Origin of the sequence: Sorangium sp. So ce448 (assembly GCF_051520915.1) — a bacterium.
Classification (GTDB): Bacteria; Myxococcota_A; Polyangia; order Polyangiales; family Polyangiaceae; genus Sorangium; species Sorangium cellulosum_B.
Genome location: NZ_CP150343.1, coordinates 8,446,501 through 8,461,289 on the forward strand (window position 1 = coordinate 8,446,501; position 14,789 = coordinate 8,461,289).

10 protein-coding genes are annotated in these 14,789 nt (G+C 70.2%); 5 read left to right on the forward strand and 5 right to left on the reverse strand.

Annotated elements, in window-relative coordinates:
* Positions 1–20: 20 nt before the first annotated feature.
* The 3 genes from WMF45_RS31810 (at position 21) to WMF45_RS31820 (ending at position 3,881) form a co-directional block, all read left to right on the forward strand.
* Complete coding sequence (locus tag WMF45_RS31810) at positions 21–2,960, forward strand: 2-oxoglutarate dehydrogenase E1 component (RefSeq protein ID WP_437708799.1); 2,940 nt, start codon at positions 21–23, stop codon at positions 2,958–2,960.
* On the forward strand, positions 2,957–3,427 hold the full coding sequence (locus tag WMF45_RS31815) for a PaaI family thioesterase (protein ID WP_437708800.1): 471 nt from the start codon (positions 2,957–2,959) through the stop codon (positions 3,425–3,427). Before WMF45_RS31810 ends, WMF45_RS31815 begins: the two co-directional genes overlap by 4 nt.
* A 94-nt stretch (positions 3,428–3,521) precedes the next feature.
* Positions 3,522–3,881: an S-adenosylmethionine decarboxylase family protein gene (locus WMF45_RS31820; RefSeq protein ID WP_437708801.1), complete on the forward strand. Its 360-nt coding sequence runs from the start codon at positions 3,522–3,524 to the stop codon at positions 3,879–3,881.
* Positions 3,882–3,936: 55 nt separating this feature from the next.
* Here the strand turns inward: WMF45_RS31820 and WMF45_RS31825 are convergent, their stop codons facing one another.
* Entirely contained in the window at positions 3,937–5,361 is a 1,425-nt protein-coding gene (locus WMF45_RS31825) for a peptide MFS transporter (RefSeq protein WP_437708802.1), read from the reverse strand.
* A 489-nt stretch (positions 5,362–5,850) separates the two neighbouring features.
* Between WMF45_RS31825 and WMF45_RS31830 the strand changes: the two genes are divergently transcribed.
* Together WMF45_RS31830 and WMF45_RS31835 are read left to right on the forward strand one after the other, a co-directional pair.
* Positions 5,851–6,984 carry a hypothetical protein gene (locus WMF45_RS31830; protein WP_437708803.1) on the forward strand — a complete coding sequence of 378 codons (1,134 nt, stop codon included), beginning with the start codon at positions 5,851–5,853 and terminating at the stop codon, positions 6,982–6,984.
* A 245-nt stretch (positions 6,985–7,229) separates the two neighbouring features.
* Positions 7,230–8,654 (forward strand): proteinase inhibitor, encoded by a 1,425-nt coding sequence (locus tag WMF45_RS31835; RefSeq protein ID WP_437708804.1) that lies wholly within the window; start codon positions 7,230–7,232, stop codon positions 8,652–8,654.
* A 46-nt stretch (positions 8,655–8,700) separates the two neighbouring features.
* On the opposite strand, the gene WMF45_RS31840 is transcribed toward WMF45_RS31835, so the two are convergent.
* The 4 genes from WMF45_RS31840 to WMF45_RS31855 all read right to left on the reverse strand — a co-directional run bounded on the left by WMF45_RS31840 (position 8,701) and on the right by WMF45_RS31855 (position 14,761).
* Positions 8,701–10,476 carry a CotH kinase family protein gene (locus tag WMF45_RS31840; RefSeq protein ID WP_437708805.1) on the reverse strand — a complete coding sequence of 592 codons (1,776 nt, stop codon included), beginning with the start codon at positions 10,474–10,476 and terminating at the stop codon, positions 8,701–8,703.
* Between the two features lie 1,047 nt (positions 10,477–11,523).
* Positions 11,524–11,850 (reverse strand): hypothetical protein, encoded by a 327-nt coding sequence (locus WMF45_RS31845; protein ID WP_437708806.1) that lies wholly within the window; start codon positions 11,848–11,850, stop codon positions 11,524–11,526.
* Between the two features lie 254 nt (positions 11,851–12,104).
* Positions 12,105–13,598 (reverse strand): hypothetical protein, encoded by a 1,494-nt coding sequence (locus WMF45_RS31850; RefSeq protein WP_437708807.1) that lies wholly within the window; start codon positions 13,596–13,598, stop codon positions 12,105–12,107.
* An 8-nt stretch (positions 13,599–13,606) separates the two neighbouring features.
* Positions 13,607–14,761, reverse strand: coding sequence for a multiheme c-type cytochrome (locus WMF45_RS31855; protein WP_437708808.1), 1,155 nt, complete (start codon positions 14,759–14,761; stop codon positions 13,607–13,609).
* Positions 14,762–14,789: the final 28 nt, after the last annotated feature.

Below are 14,789 nucleotides of genomic sequence, written 5' to 3' on the forward strand. Positions count from 1 at the left end.
TTATTTGCAGCCCGACCACGATGCAGCTTGATTTCGGAATCAATGCAGGGCTCGTCGAGGAGCTCTATGCCCAGTACCTCGAGAACCCGGAGTCGGTAGACCCCGGCTGGCGCTCGTTCTTCGAGGGAAAGAACGGCGGAGCGACGCCGAGCAGGCTGCCCGCTCCGGCGGCGCCGCCGACCCTCCCGCACCAGGTCCTGCGGCCCGGGAACGGGCACGGCTACGGGAACGGGAACGGCAAGACGAACACGAACGGCGAGGCCGCGAAGACGCTGGAGGCCGCGTTCGCGCGGACGCTCAGCGAGCACCCGAGCTCGCCCGAGTCCTCGCGCGATCTCAAGGTGCTCGCGGAGGCCGCGATCAAGGCGCGCGTCTACGCCCTCGTGAACGCCTACCGCGTGCGCGGCCACCTCTTCGCGCACGTCGACCCGCTCGGCCTGCCGCCCGCCACGCCGCCCGAGCTCGACCTCACGAACTTCGGGCTCCGGGTCGAGGACCTCGAGCTGCCCTTCCCGACGACCGACCTCGCCGGCGTGCCGCCCGTCCTCACGCTGCGCGAGATCATCCGCCGGCTCGAGGAGACGTACTGTCGCTCGATCGGCGTCGAGTTCACGTTCATCGAGGAGCCCGAGGCGCGCCAGTGGCTCCAGCAGCAGATGGAGTCGACGCGCAACCGGCTCACGCTCGACCGCCAGAAGCAGCTCCGGATCCTCACGAAGCTCTCCGACGCCGAGATCTTCGAGCAGTTCATCCACAAGTCCTACGAGGCGGGGACGAAGCGCTTCTCGCTCGAGGGCGCCGAGAGCCTCATCCCGCTGCTCGACCTCATCATCGAGCGCGCGGGGGCGCACGAGGTCGACGAGATCGTGGTCGGCATGGCGCACCGCGGCCGGCTGAACGTCCTCGCGAACATCATGGACAAGAGCCTGCGCGAGATCTTCGCGGCCTTCGAGGACAAGAACGCGGAGCGCCACCTCGGCAGCGGCGACGTCAAGTACCACCTCGGCTACTCGACCGATCGCACGCTCGAGAACGGGCGCAACGTCCACCTCACGCTCACGTTCAACCCGAGCCACCTCGAGTTCGTGAACCCCGTCGTGCAGGGGCGCGTCCGCGCGAAGCAGGACCGCCGGCTCGCCGACGGCACGACCGACGCGCGCCGCCGCGTGATGCCGCTGCTCATCCACGGCGACGCGGCGTTCATCGGGCAGGGCGTCGTCGCCGAGACGCTCAACATGATGAACCTGCAGGGCTACACGACGGCCGGCACGGTCCACGTCATCGTGAACAACCAGGTCGGGTTCACGACCGATCCGATGGAAGGGCGCTCGACCCGCTACGCGTCCGACATCACCCGGATGCTGAAGGTCCCGGTCTTCCACGTGAACGGCGAGGACCCGGAGGCGGTCGCGCACGTCGCGCAGCTCGCGATCGACTACCGCACGCGCTTCGGCTCCGACGTGATCATCGACATGTACTGCTACCGGCGGTACGGCCACAACGAGGGCGACGAGCCGCGCTACACGCAGCCGCGGATGTACGCCGCGATCGACAAGAAGCCGACGGTCCGGCAGGTGTACGTCCGGCGCCTCATGGAGCTCGGGCAGGTCACCGAGGAGAAGGCCGACGAGATCGTCGTGCGGCGCCGCGAGGCGCTCGCCGCCGCGCTCGACGAGGTGAAGCAGAAGGGCTTCGCGCCGGTGCTGTACTCGATGGGCGGCGTGTGGTCGCACTACCGCGGCGGCGCCGACAACGCGACGCCGGAGGTGCCGACGAGCGTGCCGGCCGAGAGGCTCATCGCGCTGTCGGAGAAGCTCCTCGAGCTGCCCGAGGGCTTCAAGGCGCACCCGAAGGTGCTGCCGACGCTCCAGCAGCGGCACGACAAGCTCGTCGCCGGCGAGCCGTTCGACTGGGGCACGGGCGAGATGCTCGCCTACGCGTCGCTGCTCGCCGAGAAGACGCCGGTGCGGCTCTCCGGTCAGGACGTGCAGCGCGGCACCTTCAGCCACCGGCACGCGGTGCTGCGCGACGTCGAGACGAGCGCGCGCTACGCGCCGCTGTCGCGCGTGGCCGAGGGGCCGGCGCGCTTCGAGGCGTTCAACAGCCCGCTCAGCGAGGCGGGCGTGCTCGGCTTCGACTTCGGCTACAGCCTCGACTACCCGGACGGGCTCGTCATCTGGGAGGCGCAGTTCGGCGACTTCCTGAACGGCGCGCAGGTCATCGTCGATCAGTTCCTCACGTCGAGCGAGGACAAGTGGCACCGGCTGAGCGGCATCGTGCTCCTCCTGCCGCACGGCTACGAGGGCCAGGGGCCGGAGCACTCGAGCGCGCGCATCGAGCGCTGCCTCCAGAACAGCGCAGAGGACAACATCCAGGTGTGCAACCTGACGACGCCGGCGCAGCTGTTCCACGTGCTGCGGCGGCAGGTGCACAGGCCGTGGCGCAAGCCGCTCATCATCGCGACGCCGAAGAGCCTGCTGCGCGTCCCGGCGACGTCGAAGGGCCCGCACCGGCCCGTGTCGACGATCAAGGATCTCTCCGAGGGCCAGTTCCACCGCGTGCTGCCCGACACGAGCGGGGTCGATCCGGCGGACGTGAAGCGGGTGCTGCTCTGCTCGGGCAAGGTGTACTACGACCTCGCGCTGGCGCGGGAGACGCGCGGGCTCAAGGACGTGGCGATCCTGCGGCTGGAGCAGCTGTTCCCGCTGAACGACGAGATCGTGAACGCGCTCGCGCCCTACAAGGACGGCACGCCGCTCGTGTGGGTGCAGGAGGAGCCGCGCAACTACGGCGCCTGGTACTACATCCTCGCGGTGCTCCGGCAGCGCATCGGCGACCGGCTGCCGCTCTCGTGCGTGAGCCGCGCGCCGAGCGCGAGCCCGGCGACCGGCTCGCGCGCGAGCCACCTCCTCGAGCAGAAGATGCTGATGGACGAGGCGTTCGTCGGGGGCACCCGGTGAGCGGCGACGCGGCGAGCCTGCAGGACAGGTACTCGCCGCAGGGCCGCTGCTTCGGCTGCGGGCCGGCGAACGACAGGGGGCTCCGGCTGAAGAGCCGCGTCGAGGGCGACGCGGTGGTCTGCGACTTCACGCCGGAGCCGCACCACGAGGCGTTCCCCGGGATGCTCAACGGCGGCATCATCGGGGCGCTGCTCGACTGCCACTCCAACTGGACCGCGGCCCACCACCTGATGAAGGTGCGGGGGGCCGACGCGCCGCCGTGCACGGTGACGGCGGACTTCCACGTGAAGCTGAAGAAGCCGACGCCGCTCGGCGGCCCGGTGCACCTGCGGGCGCAGGTCGCCGAGGCGGAGGGCGACCGCGTCGTCGTCGAGGCGACCCTGGAGGCGGGCGGGCGGGTCACGGCGACGTGCCGCGGGACGTTCGTGGCGGTGAAGGAAGGGCACCCGGCCTTCCACCGCTGGTAGGCGCGGCCCTTCCCTTTCCGGCGCCGCGGCGCCCGGCCTCGGCTACGCTACGCGGCCTGCGCGGCGCGGATAGCCGCGCGCGCCTGCCCGATCGATGCAGCTGTTCATCGCGCTCGCACTCTTCGAGGGCTGCCCCTTCGACTTCCTGAACAGCCCGGCCGCGCTGCGCGGCGCGCTGGAGGCGGCGGTCGCCGCCGGGCCGTTCACGCTGCTCGAGATGGCGGTGGTCCCGTTCTCTCCGCAAGGCATCACCGCGTGCGCCGTCGTCGGCGAGTCGCACGTCGCCCTGCACTCCTGGCCCGAGTCGGGGCGGCTCTTCGTCGACGTCGCCTCGTGCAGCACGCTGGAGAGCGTCCGCCGCGCCGTCGCCGCCATCGGGAGCGCGCTGCCCGAGGGGCGGCTCGCGACCCTCGACGAGCGCATCGTCGACCCCGGCGGCGCGCGAGCGCCCTGACGCGGCGCCGCGCCCTCGCGGAGAGGGCGCGCGGCCGCGCCGGGCGCGGTGTGGCTCAGTGGTGGCCGAGCACGCGGCGGAGCGGCTTGTTGAACGCGAACATCGCGGCGCCCGCGCCCACGCCGAGCACGGTGAGCATCAGGAAGAACATGTCCTTCGACCAGCGCGTGTAGAAGATGCCGATGTAGCCGCTCAGCGTGTTGCCGAGGAAGCTCGAGACGAACCACATGCCCATCATCATCGACACGATCCGCACCGGCGAGACCTTGGTCACGAGCGACAGGCCGATGGGCGACAGGTAGAGCTCGCCGATCGTGAGCAGCAGCGTGCAGAAGACCGGCCAGAACAGGCTGCCCTTGCCGTCGCCGACGGCCTGCGCGCCGAGGATCATCACGATGAACGACAGCCCGAGGATGGTGCAGCCGATCGCCATCTTCGAGACGCTCGTCGGCTCGGAGCCCCGCTTCGCCTGCCAGCGCCAGAAGACGTCGAGCAGGGGGGCGAACAGGATGATGCAGAGCGGGTTCACCGACTGGAACCACGTCGACGGGATCTGGAAGCCGAGGACGCTCGGCCACACCGTCTTCTCGTCGGCCCAGGTCTGCATCGTGTTGCCCTGCTGCTCGTAGACCGCCCAGAAGACGATGTTGAGGGCGCAGAGCGCCACGAGCGCGCCGACGCGCTTCCACTCGTCGCTGGAGAGCGGCTGCTTCTGCTCGCCGGCGCCCTCCGCCGTCTTCATCAGGTTGTCCTTGGCGAGGTACTTCTGCCCCGCCAGGTAGACGACGAGCCCAAGGCACATCCCGACGCCCGCGGCGGCGAAGCCGTAGTGCCACCCGTAGACGGCGGCCAGGGTGCCGCACACGAAGTTGCAGATGAAGGCGCCGAGGTTGATGCCCATGTAGAAGATGGTGAAGGCGCCGTCGCGGCGCGGATCACCCTTCGGGTACAGGCTGCCGACCTGGGTCGAGATGTTGGGCTTGAACGCGCCGTTGCCGAGGATGAGCAGGAGCAGCGCGATGAAGAACGAGTTCTCGAGCGCCATCACGAAGTGCCCGGCGGCCATCAAGACACCGCCGATCACCACCGTCTTGCGCTGCCCCCACACCTTGTCGGCGAGGATGCCGCCGAAGAACGGCGTGAGGTACACGAGGCCCGTGTACAGCCCGTAGAGCATGGACGCCTGCTCGTTGGGCGCGCTCGGGAGGAGGCCCTTGATGAACTGCCAGGCGAACACCGTGGTCGGATCACCGGCGACGAGATCGCATGGCTGCGCGTGCTGCCGGCACCCCTGATAGGCCTCTCGCGCGGTGACGAACAGGTAGTTCGCCATATACAGCTTGAGCAGGCCGCGCATGCCGTAATAGGAAAAGCGCTCCCACATCTCCGCGAAGAAGAGGATCACGAGCCCCGGCGGGTGCTTGAAGCGCCTCTCGAAAGCGGTGACGGGGAGGGCCGGCTCGATTGCTTGCTCGCTCAATGCTGTCTTCTCCACGAGCTGGGACCACGCTGCGTGGTGGTCGGGCGATGCGGGGGATCGTGGGGCGCGCTGCCCCTCGGCACGGGGATGCTAGACGATCCGCGACGACCACGTCACCCCCTTGTTGCGCACAGCGTTGAGCCGGGTGAACAGGGTGTCCACGTAGGCGGCCCTTCGGCCACGGCCGGAGGACAGGTGGGCGGGACGCTCCGGTGGGCTCTGCGCTGGGCGAAGCGGCCGCGTGCCGGCGAGCGGCCGCTGCTGCTGGCGGAGCGAGCGCCGGTGGTGGCGGACCAGCCGCCGCGCCGACCGCCGCCCGTCGACGGCAGCCGCGGATGGACCGCATCAGCCCGCGCCGTCCTCGGTTGTGCCGGGAGCGTCCTCTTCGCCGCGGGCTCCGCCCTGGCCGCGCGAGGGCGCCCTCCCTCTGAAGGGGAGATCCACAGTCGAGGCTTCCGGTGAGAGGCTGTCGGCCGCAGATGCTTTGTGATGCAACATCCCAAAACTCGCTATGTCCCGAGGGACAGCGCACGTTCGACGGGTCTCCTGTGGATTCTGCTTCTCCCTGCCTGCGCGGGCGTCGAGCCGTCGTCGCCGGAGGCGTGCTCTCCTGGCGAGGAGCGCTTTCGCGGGCGGTGCGTCCAGCCCGCCGCCCGCTACGAGCCTGAAGAGCGGGTTGACCGGGACAACGTGGTCGCCTTCGGCGCCGAGCTCACCCGGCTCGCGCTGCCGGAGCCGCCGCGCAGCGGCTTCAGGATCATCGCCCCGCCGCGGCTCATGGCGCCCGGCGAGGAGGCGACCTTCTGCGTGTCATGGCCTTTCCCCGCGATCGAGAGCACGACCGTCCACGCGGCGCGCGTCTATGCGACGGCCGGGCTGCATCACAGCAACGTGATCGCCAAGCCGGTCAATCCATCGTTCGGGCCGAACCCCTACCCGGGCTGTCATCCCGGCGCCGACGATCCCTTCGGTACGCTGCCGGCGGCCATCCCGGACGTCCTCTTCGCGAGCTCCACGCAGGTCGTCGGCGAGGAGACGCTCGTCTTCCCGGAGGGGATGGGCTTCACACTCAATACGTCCCGCGAGATCGCGGCGAACGTCCACCTGCTCAACACGTCGCCCGAGCCCGCGGTCGTCGAGATCGCCTACGACTTCTTCACCATGCCTCTCTCGGAGCGGACGGAAGAGCTCGCGCCGTTCGTCTTGAGCGTCAACGACTTCCTCGTCCCGCCGCGCGCCACGCGGAGCATCGGCACGACGTGCTCGACGTTCGGCGGGAACATCGTCTCTCTGATGCCGCACACACACCGTTACGCCGATGCCTTCGACGTCGACGTCGTGCGCGCGGACGGCGGCGAGGCGCGCGTGTACGAGGGCGGGGCGTTCGATCTGGAGAGCGACATCGAGGTCTACCGGCCGGCGCTCGCGCTCGGCGAAGGCGACTCCCTCCGGTACGCGTGCAAGTTCCGGAACACGTCGGACCACGATCTCACGTTCGGCTACGGGGACAACGAGATGTGCATGCTGTTCGGGTACATGTACCCGCCCGAGAAGCAGCTGGCGGGGATCTCGCTGCGCGACGGGGAGCCCTGCATCTCGCTCGGCCTCGGCGCGCTCCGGTGAGGAGCCTCGTCGCCGCCTGATCCCCGCACGGGCGCGGTCCAGCGCCCCTGGACACGCCTCCGCCTCCTCCAAGCGAATGGCGCCATGAGCAATAACGTGCTCTTGCACACATAGTTCACACAAAAAGATTGGACGACAGTTGAACAACCATGAACAAACGGTATACCGACGAACGCTCGCCGGGAAGATATGTGGGACAGATCACAATCAACGTCGTCCGAAGGCGACGTTCAGGAGATTCGACCGTGAAGCAAGAGCTCCTCCGTTCACCGCACGTGATGCTGGGCGCAGCGCTCCTCGTCTCGGCCCTGGGAGGGCTGGGCGCCTGCCAGGGGACCGAGGAAGACGCCGCATCGGGGGCTCCAGGGGCCTCCGGGTCGCCCGGTCGTTGCGTCTACACGAGCGCCTTCAGCCAGGCCGAGGAGTGCCGTGAGTACACAGGCGCAGGCTGGACCGCCGAGGCCGCGGAGGCCGACTGCAAGGCGCTCCAGGGCTCCACGTTCACCGGGGGCGAGAGCTGCGTCTATCCAGAGACGCTCGGCCGATGCGTGCTCGGCGGCGGGACCGACGACGAGGTCAGCCTCGTCCTCCCCGGCGGCGACACGAGCCAGTGCGCCTCGACCCAGCGCGGCTGCGAGATGTTCGGCGGGGGCCGGTTCGAGCCCGACGCCTGCGAGGGCGCGGGCGAGGAGCCCGGCGGCGGCGTGGGCACGGGCGGCGCCGTCTTCCAGTGGCCCGAGCAGGTCTGCGTCGACCCGAAGGCCGGCGAGCCGGCAGGGCAGAGCGGCGGGAAGGTCTGCACGTTCGGCGCGATCTCGGGCTGCACCGAGCCCGGCCGCGTGTTCACCGACTACGCCTCGTGCGAGCCGGTCCTCACGCAGCGCCCGTACTGGCCGGCGCCCCCCTCCGATTACAAGACGCCGAGCGACGATCCACGCCTCTCCGATCCAGAATGGCTCGGCGAGCTCGCCTGGGTCACGGAGCAGACCGAGGCGTGCGGGTGCGTGTGCTGCCACTCGGAGAAGGCCGCGCCGGCCTCGGGGCCGTCGAACTGGTACATCGAGGCCGGACCGGTCTGGACCGACAGCTTCTATCCAACGGGCCTCGCGCTGGCGGCTGGATGGGTCTCCTCGGCGGCGCTCGGCGCGTACCCGCAGGACCAGAACAACGGCTTCTCCCGTGACGTCAGCGGGCTGCCCTCCACGGACCCGGCGCGCATGGTCGCGTTCTTCGAGGGCGAGCTCCTGCGACGCGGATTCACGAAGGAGGATTTCGCGGACGAGACGCCGTTCGGCGGGCCGCTCCATGAACAGAGCCTCTACGTGCCAGGCGACTGCGCGGCAGGGGAAGGCGTGGACGCCGCAGGCAAGATCACGTGGAGCGGCGGCGACGCCCGCTACGTCTACGTCCTGTCGGCGAACGCCGAGAACCCGGGCGCTCCGCCCAACCTCGACCTGCCCGAGGGGACGATCTGGCGGCTCGACGTGCCCTCGAGCGCCGCGCCCGTCAAGAGCGGTATCACCTACGGCGAGGTCCCACCGGGCACGAAGCAGGGCTATCCTGCGGAGGGGAGCCCGGAGGAGCTCGTCCCGGGCACGAAATACTACCTGTACGTCTGGGAGGACGTCGGCATCCCGATCACGCGGTGCCTGTTCGAGGCTTCGCCCTGAGAGGGAGCTCCACGGCGGAGCCCCCTCCCTCGGGGTTCAGCCGGCGTCAGTCCGCTGCTTTACCGCCGGCGCCGCCCGCACCCGCGGCGCCGCCGCCCGCTCCGACAGGCGCTTCGCCGCCACCCGCTCCGGCGCCTGCGTCGCCGCCGCCCGCTCCGACAGGCGCTTCGCCGCCGCCCGCTCCGGCGCCCGCGTCTCCGCCGCCCGCTCCGACGCCGCCGCCGCACGCCTTGGGATAGTCGCAGTAGCCGCCGCAATCGACCAGGGGAGGAGGGCAGAAGCCGCACTCCTGGGGAAAGCCGCAGTAGCCGCCGCAATCGATCTGGGGAGGCATGCAGAGCTGCGGCTGCTCGCGGTTCCTCTCCAGCTCCACCGGCAGGACCTCGAGCTGCTGGGTGAGCCAGGCGTCCAGCTCCTTGTATCGCTGCTCGTCGCCCGAGCGGAGCATGCCCTCGTCCGACAGCTGCTCGTAGAGACCCTTCAGCACCGCGTTCGGGTCCAGCGCCGCGAACTCCTCGATCACCTCCTCGCACGCCGCGATCGTGTCGGCCCAGCAGGCCGGCTCGCTCTGGCACCCGCGCGCCAGCGTGTTCGTGCCGGCCAGCGGCACCACCGGATACCAGCTCTGCCCCAGGCTGATGTCGACCGAGTACGGCAGGTACTGGAACAGACCATCGGCCCGCTCGACCAGCACGACGTTGTTGCTGTTGTGGAGCGCGTCGTCGCCGGTGGCGAGCACCCACGACAGGCACTGGAACCGGTGGAACGCCGGCCAGTCGATCCAGCCCTCGAGCGCGGCCTTGAAGCCCTCGCCAGGGGGCGTCGCGGCGATCAGCTCCTCGAGCTCCTTCGCGCGGGTGTTGTCACACTCCTTGAGCTGGCAGTTCTCTGAATCGTCGAAGGCGCTCCCGCCGAACGGCACCACGTCGACGGGGAGCGGGATCCCGCCGCCTCCCGGAATGTTGCCGGCGAAGTCTCCGGCGAACTCCCACATGTTGACGCAGCCGCCGCCGAACTTGCTCTCGAGGCGGGTGCAGAACGACTTCTTGTAGCGCTCGACAACGATGTAGGGGATCGCCACCTCCGCGCCCCAGACGTTGCTCGACAGCCAGGCGTAGTTGGTCAGGGGAGCCGGATAATCGAGGCGGGTATAGAGATCGAGCGTGAGGCGCTCGCGGAAGATGCTGCCGACCTGGCCGTTGTTGAAGCGCACGTGCTCGAAGCCGCCGAGCCGTTGCTTCTCGACGAACTCGTCGGCGTCGATGTTGAGGTTGGGGATGGTGCGCTTCGTCCAGGGCCGCTGCGTCGACTGGCCGGCGACCCCCACCTGGACCTTGCCGTAGTCGGCCGTCTTGCCCTCGTCGCCGGCCGTCGTCACCCACAGATGTTCCGCGAAGGTGGTGTCCTCCCCGCTCGGTGAGTAGATGTCCCCGAATGCGTCCCTCTTGATGGGGCCCCCGATGCCGCCGAGCCCTTCGTTCATCATCTCGAGCTGCTCTTCCGAGACGGCGAACCAGTAGCGGTTGCCGACGGTGCCGAAGACGTCGAGCGCATGCTCGGCCACCTCGGTGTCCACGACCGGCGCCCCCGGGTACGGCACGGGCGCGCCGCCGGCGCCCCCGCCACCAGCACCGGCGTCGCCCGCGCCGCCAGCGCCGCCCTCCCCGTTCGTGTAATAGTAGTTGTAGATGTTGTCCGGCTTGTCAGCGCACCCCGCCGAGAGGACGGCAGACGGGAGGGCAAGCAGGGCGAGCAGCGAGACGGCTCGCGTGCGGGACGACCATGATCGAGCAGAGGAAGACGACGGCAGCTGATTGGACATGAAGCGCAACCTTTCCGCTTCACGCCCATTGCAAATAACGTACCGTTCAAGGCGAAATTGTAACGCGTCGGTGTCGGTGCCCTGGAGACAGGTCGGCCCTTGCGGGTCCGGCGGGTTTGTCGAGGAGCTCGCGCCGTCCGTGCCGCGGTGCGTGGACGCGCCGCCGGAGCCCCTCATGACACGAGGGTCAGAGCCTGGCACACCCGTCGACGAGCTTCGTCCTTGTGTGCCAACGCCGCGACGCGGCGTCGATCCATCGGGGCGAGGATCGCACCGGCGCTCCCACCGCGCGCCGGCGATGGGTCGTGCTCTCCACCGCCGGCGGCCGCGCCGGGCGTCGCCCGTCCGTGAGCGCGCATGCAGACCCGCGGAAATCGGGCGCGAACTGGCTCCCGGAGGTGGCCGACCGGCAAGCGCGCCGGCGTCGGCGTGACACCGGGAAGAAAGCCCTGGTAGCCGCCTGAGCCCTCGGTCGGCGCGAGGTCAGGGTACACGACGCGCCGGCGCGTCGCGCCGCAGGGGCAACACGCGCCCCCCGGTCCTCTACGTCAGGATATACCCGCCGAAGGTAGCCGCCGTTGTTCGGGCCGGCGTCCGCGAACAGGTGGTGTGCGAACACCATGCGGTCACCGATCTGTAGTTCAAGCGTCCCCCCGCGACGCCCTCTGTGGCCGAACCTTGGACATCACCGGCGCCGTCAGGCGTCCGCTCGACGAAGGGGTCAGACACCTTCTCCCCTCGCGGGCCCGTGCGGCGCCTCGAGGTGAAGGCGTCGTATGAGTGACTCCAGCACTTCGAACAGCTCTTCTGAGCTGTGCTCGGTATACGGCGGCTCGAGCCATCCATCGCGACAAGCGCCATATGAGACCCTAACACTACTGCGGGAGGTCGCCCTGAGAAGCGAACCGCCAAGACGCCATAAGACGCCAAGAAAACCGGGGAACAGGGGGGGGGGATGCCCGGACGGCCAGCTTTCCCCTCTCCCCTTGGCGTCCTTGGCGGCTTGGCGGTTTTTCTGCTGATCCGGGGCAACTTCCCGCAGTAGAGTTAGCCGGCATCGTGGTCATCGCGCTGCCCCTCCTGGCGTTCCGTCTTGTCACGCCTGTTACACCATGCGGTTCCTTCCGTCGATGACAACCACGCCTGCCCTTCGCGCGTGAGCAGCCACATTGCGTCGCGCGTTCGGCGGCGAAGCCATAGATCGAGGTGGTCGACGACACCGCCCCATAGAAACCATGCGGGCACGAACGCGACCACGGCCGCAACGGCCGACAAGACCGCGATGCGCGAATAGAGACCCCCTCCGACGGCCCCTGCGGTGCCGCCTGCGAGCAGCGCGGACATCAGAACCCGTAAGGGCTTCGCGATCTTCACCGAGGCACTCCATTCCTAGCCACCAGCACGACCACGTGACGCCCGGGGTCGTCGTTCCAGTATCGGTCGATTGGTCAACCGAAGCGGCGGGACCAGGTCTGTCTAGATCGTCGTCCTGGATGACCTCCCCCATGAAAGTCGCACGGATCGGTCCTGCGCGACAAGGCCCACATGCTGTGCGGCGCCATCGGGTAGACCCTTCCAACCCTGACGGCAGTCGCCGCCGTTCCAGCCGGTCGCGCGCGCTCTCCGCCTCACCGCGCCTTCTTCGACTTCGTCGCGGGCAGCGCGCGCGAGCTCGGCCGGTACATCCCCGTCGTCGCGTCGTAGCGCCACGTGATCTCCACGGCGCGCGGCGCTTCGCCCTCGGCGTCCTGGCGCCACGGCGTACCGCGGATCCCGAAGCGGTCGAAGCGCGTCGAATGGAACTCCTCGACGTCCTTGGCCCAGGGACCATTGTCCGCGGCCCCTTCGAGGAGCTCGGTGTACTCGCCGCTCGGCTTGACGCCGATGACCTGCCAGTCCGCGCTCTCGGCCCAGATGTCCGTCGACGTGTACTGTTCGTAGAAGAACAGGTGAAGCTCCTTGTTGCGCCTCACGATGCCCGTCGGCGCACCGTAGGTCTGGATGGTGTCGACGATCTCGCCCTTGCGCAGGATGGCGAGGGCAGGCTGCCGCATGAAGAGCTCGCCGATCTCGACATCTCCTATCGTGGATATCGGGGTGTAGAGTCCCTGGCGCTCGGGCTCCAGCGCGGTACCGTCCGAGCCCGACGCATAGCGGATGATCTCGAGCTCGAACGGATCTCCCGGCCGGTACGACATGGGGATGGGGCCGAGCGGCTCCGGCGACTGGAACGCCAGGGCGCGGAGGTTTGCGAAGGGCTCGTAGCTCACCGGCTCCGGGATCTCCCGCCAGACCCACTCCTCGTCCGCCGGCGCCGGCGGGCGCGGCGCGTCCGCCGCCCGCGCGAAGAGCCGCATGCTGTCGATGGGCGCCGACGAGGCGCGGGGCAGCGCCGAGGTCGGCAGCGTGGCCTCGATGGTGAGCCTCCCGTCGCCGGCCTTCACCGCCGCCTTCGCGCCCTCGATCGGGCGTCCCTTCCCGTCCTCGCCCATCCCCGAGAGGCCGCCGCGATCCAGCCGGAAGAACCGCACGAAGCGCGCCTCGTAGCCGGCGATGAACGCGTCATGCCGGGCCAGCGTTTCCTGGCAGGCCTTCTGCACGTCGGCCGGGAGCGGCTCGCCGCCCATGTCGGTCTCGCAGTTGAGCGGCATCACCCCGCCCCCGCGCTGGAAATAGCCGATGGGCGGCAGCTCCGGCGCGCCGAAGCCGAGCCCCAGCCAGATCCCGTCCCGTGACCCCTCGTCGAGCTCGGCCGCGAGGGTGACGCCCGCGCTGGAGAGCACCAGGGCGACGTGCGAAGGCGCATCCATCGCGCTGGTCGAGGGCGGCGGAAGCGCGCCCTCCCCTCGCGCGGGCCGCGCAGGACGTGGCGGCGGCGGGACCAGCGAGCCCCACTCCGCCACGTCGCCGTCGAGCACGAACCCTTCAGGCACGCGCGCCTGGGTCTTCACGCTGACGAGCGGCGAAGGCCCGGGCGCGGCCGCCGGGGGCGTGGCCACGACGGGGGGCTTCGGCAGCACGGCGATCTCGGCGCGCGCCGTCGCGGGAGGCGGCGCGGGCCGGCAAGCAGCGGCGAAGAAAGGCGCAAGCAGCAGGAGGGCGGGAAGGCGATGGGTTCGCATGCGGGCGCTCATGGTACCGGAGCGGGCGCTGGTCGGCCGATGACGACCGGGCGCGCGCCCAGCTTGCCCAGCGTGCCCGCGGCGAGGACCACCTCGTCCGCGGCCGGGTCGACGCCGAAGGCCGCGCCCATCGCGGCGCCCATGCGCTGATAGACCACCTCCCAGCGCACCGCGAGCCCGTCGATGGCGGCCGGAAACACGAGCCGCAGGACGCGCGGCGCCCCCGAGGCGGGAAGGCGCGTATCGCCGGCCGGGACGCGCTCGATGCCTCCTTCGATCGGGCGCACGGAGAACCCCCGCTCGAGGATCACAGGCGCGGCGGTGGCCACGGTCGCGCCCTTCGCATCGACGGCCGAGGCGCGGACCTCGAGCCGGCGGAACATATCGCCCGTGGGGACGGCGTGCCCCGCCGCGACAACGCGCGCGCTCACCTCGATGGCGTTCGCGCCGCTCCGCGACGCGCTCGCGTCGATCGCGGAGCGCAGCACGGCCGGATCCCCGACCACGGAGAAGCGATGATCGCGGTGCGGTCTCCCCGAGATGCCCTGAGCGAGCGGCATGTGGCAATCGCGGCACGGTCGCTCAGCGAAGCGCCCGGAGCGGTGCTCGGCCACGGTGTCCTGCATGGCGACGCCGGGCGCTCGCGGAAAATCGAACTGATGGCAGCGGGCGCAGCCCTCATCGGTCGAGAGCCGCGCGTCCCCACGGACCGCGTGCGCGCCGCCGCGCGCGTCCCGGCCGCGCGCGGCGACGACCTCGCCGGCCACGAGGTGGCAGGTGACGCACCCCACGCCCACCGCTTGTGCGTCCGCGCCGGGGTGGTGGGCCGGATCGGCCTCGGGCGCATGGCAGCCACGGCAGAAGGGCAGCGGCTCGATCGCGTAGGACCTCTGGAAGACGCGATCCGTGAACGCCTGCCGGTGCAGCGAGGCGCGCCACTCGGCCGCGATGTCCTCGTGGCAGGCCTCGCAACGCTGGTTCTCGATGCGCGCGGAGAAGCCCTGCGGTCTCCCCTGCGGCGCGGGTCCCGGTAGCGGCGGCAGCGGATCGCCGCGCACGCCGGCCGCGGGCGCGAACAGCAGCGCGGCGAGCGCCACGACGGCGGCGCCCGCGACACGAGGGGTCCTCCGTTCACCGGAGGCCGTCCGGCGCCACCTGCCCATGTTCGACCAAGATAGCACTCCTCAGGAC

Coding starts and splice junctions, on each gene's coding strand:
- WMF45_RS31810 (WP_437708799.1), top strand. CDS start 21: ATGCAGCTTGATTTCGGAATCAATGCAGGGCTCGTCGAGGAGCTCTAT.
- WMF45_RS31820 (WP_437708801.1), top strand. CDS start 3,522: ATGCAGCTGTTCATCGCGCTCGCACTCTTCGAGGGCTGCCCCTTCGAC.
- WMF45_RS31830 (WP_437708803.1), top strand. CDS start 5,851: ATGCAACATCCCAAAACTCGCTATGTCCCGAGGGACAGCGCACGTTCG.
- WMF45_RS31840 (WP_437708805.1), bottom strand. CDS start 10,476: ATGTCCAATCAGCTGCCGTCGTCTTCCTCTGCTCGATCATGGTCGTCC.
- WMF45_RS31850 (WP_437708807.1), bottom strand. CDS start 13,598: ATGCGAACCCATCGCCTTCCCGCCCTCCTGCTGCTTGCGCCTTTCTTC.
- WMF45_RS31855 (WP_437708808.1), bottom strand. CDS start 14,761: ATGGGCAGGTGGCGCCGGACGGCCTCCGGTGAACGGAGGACCCCTCGT.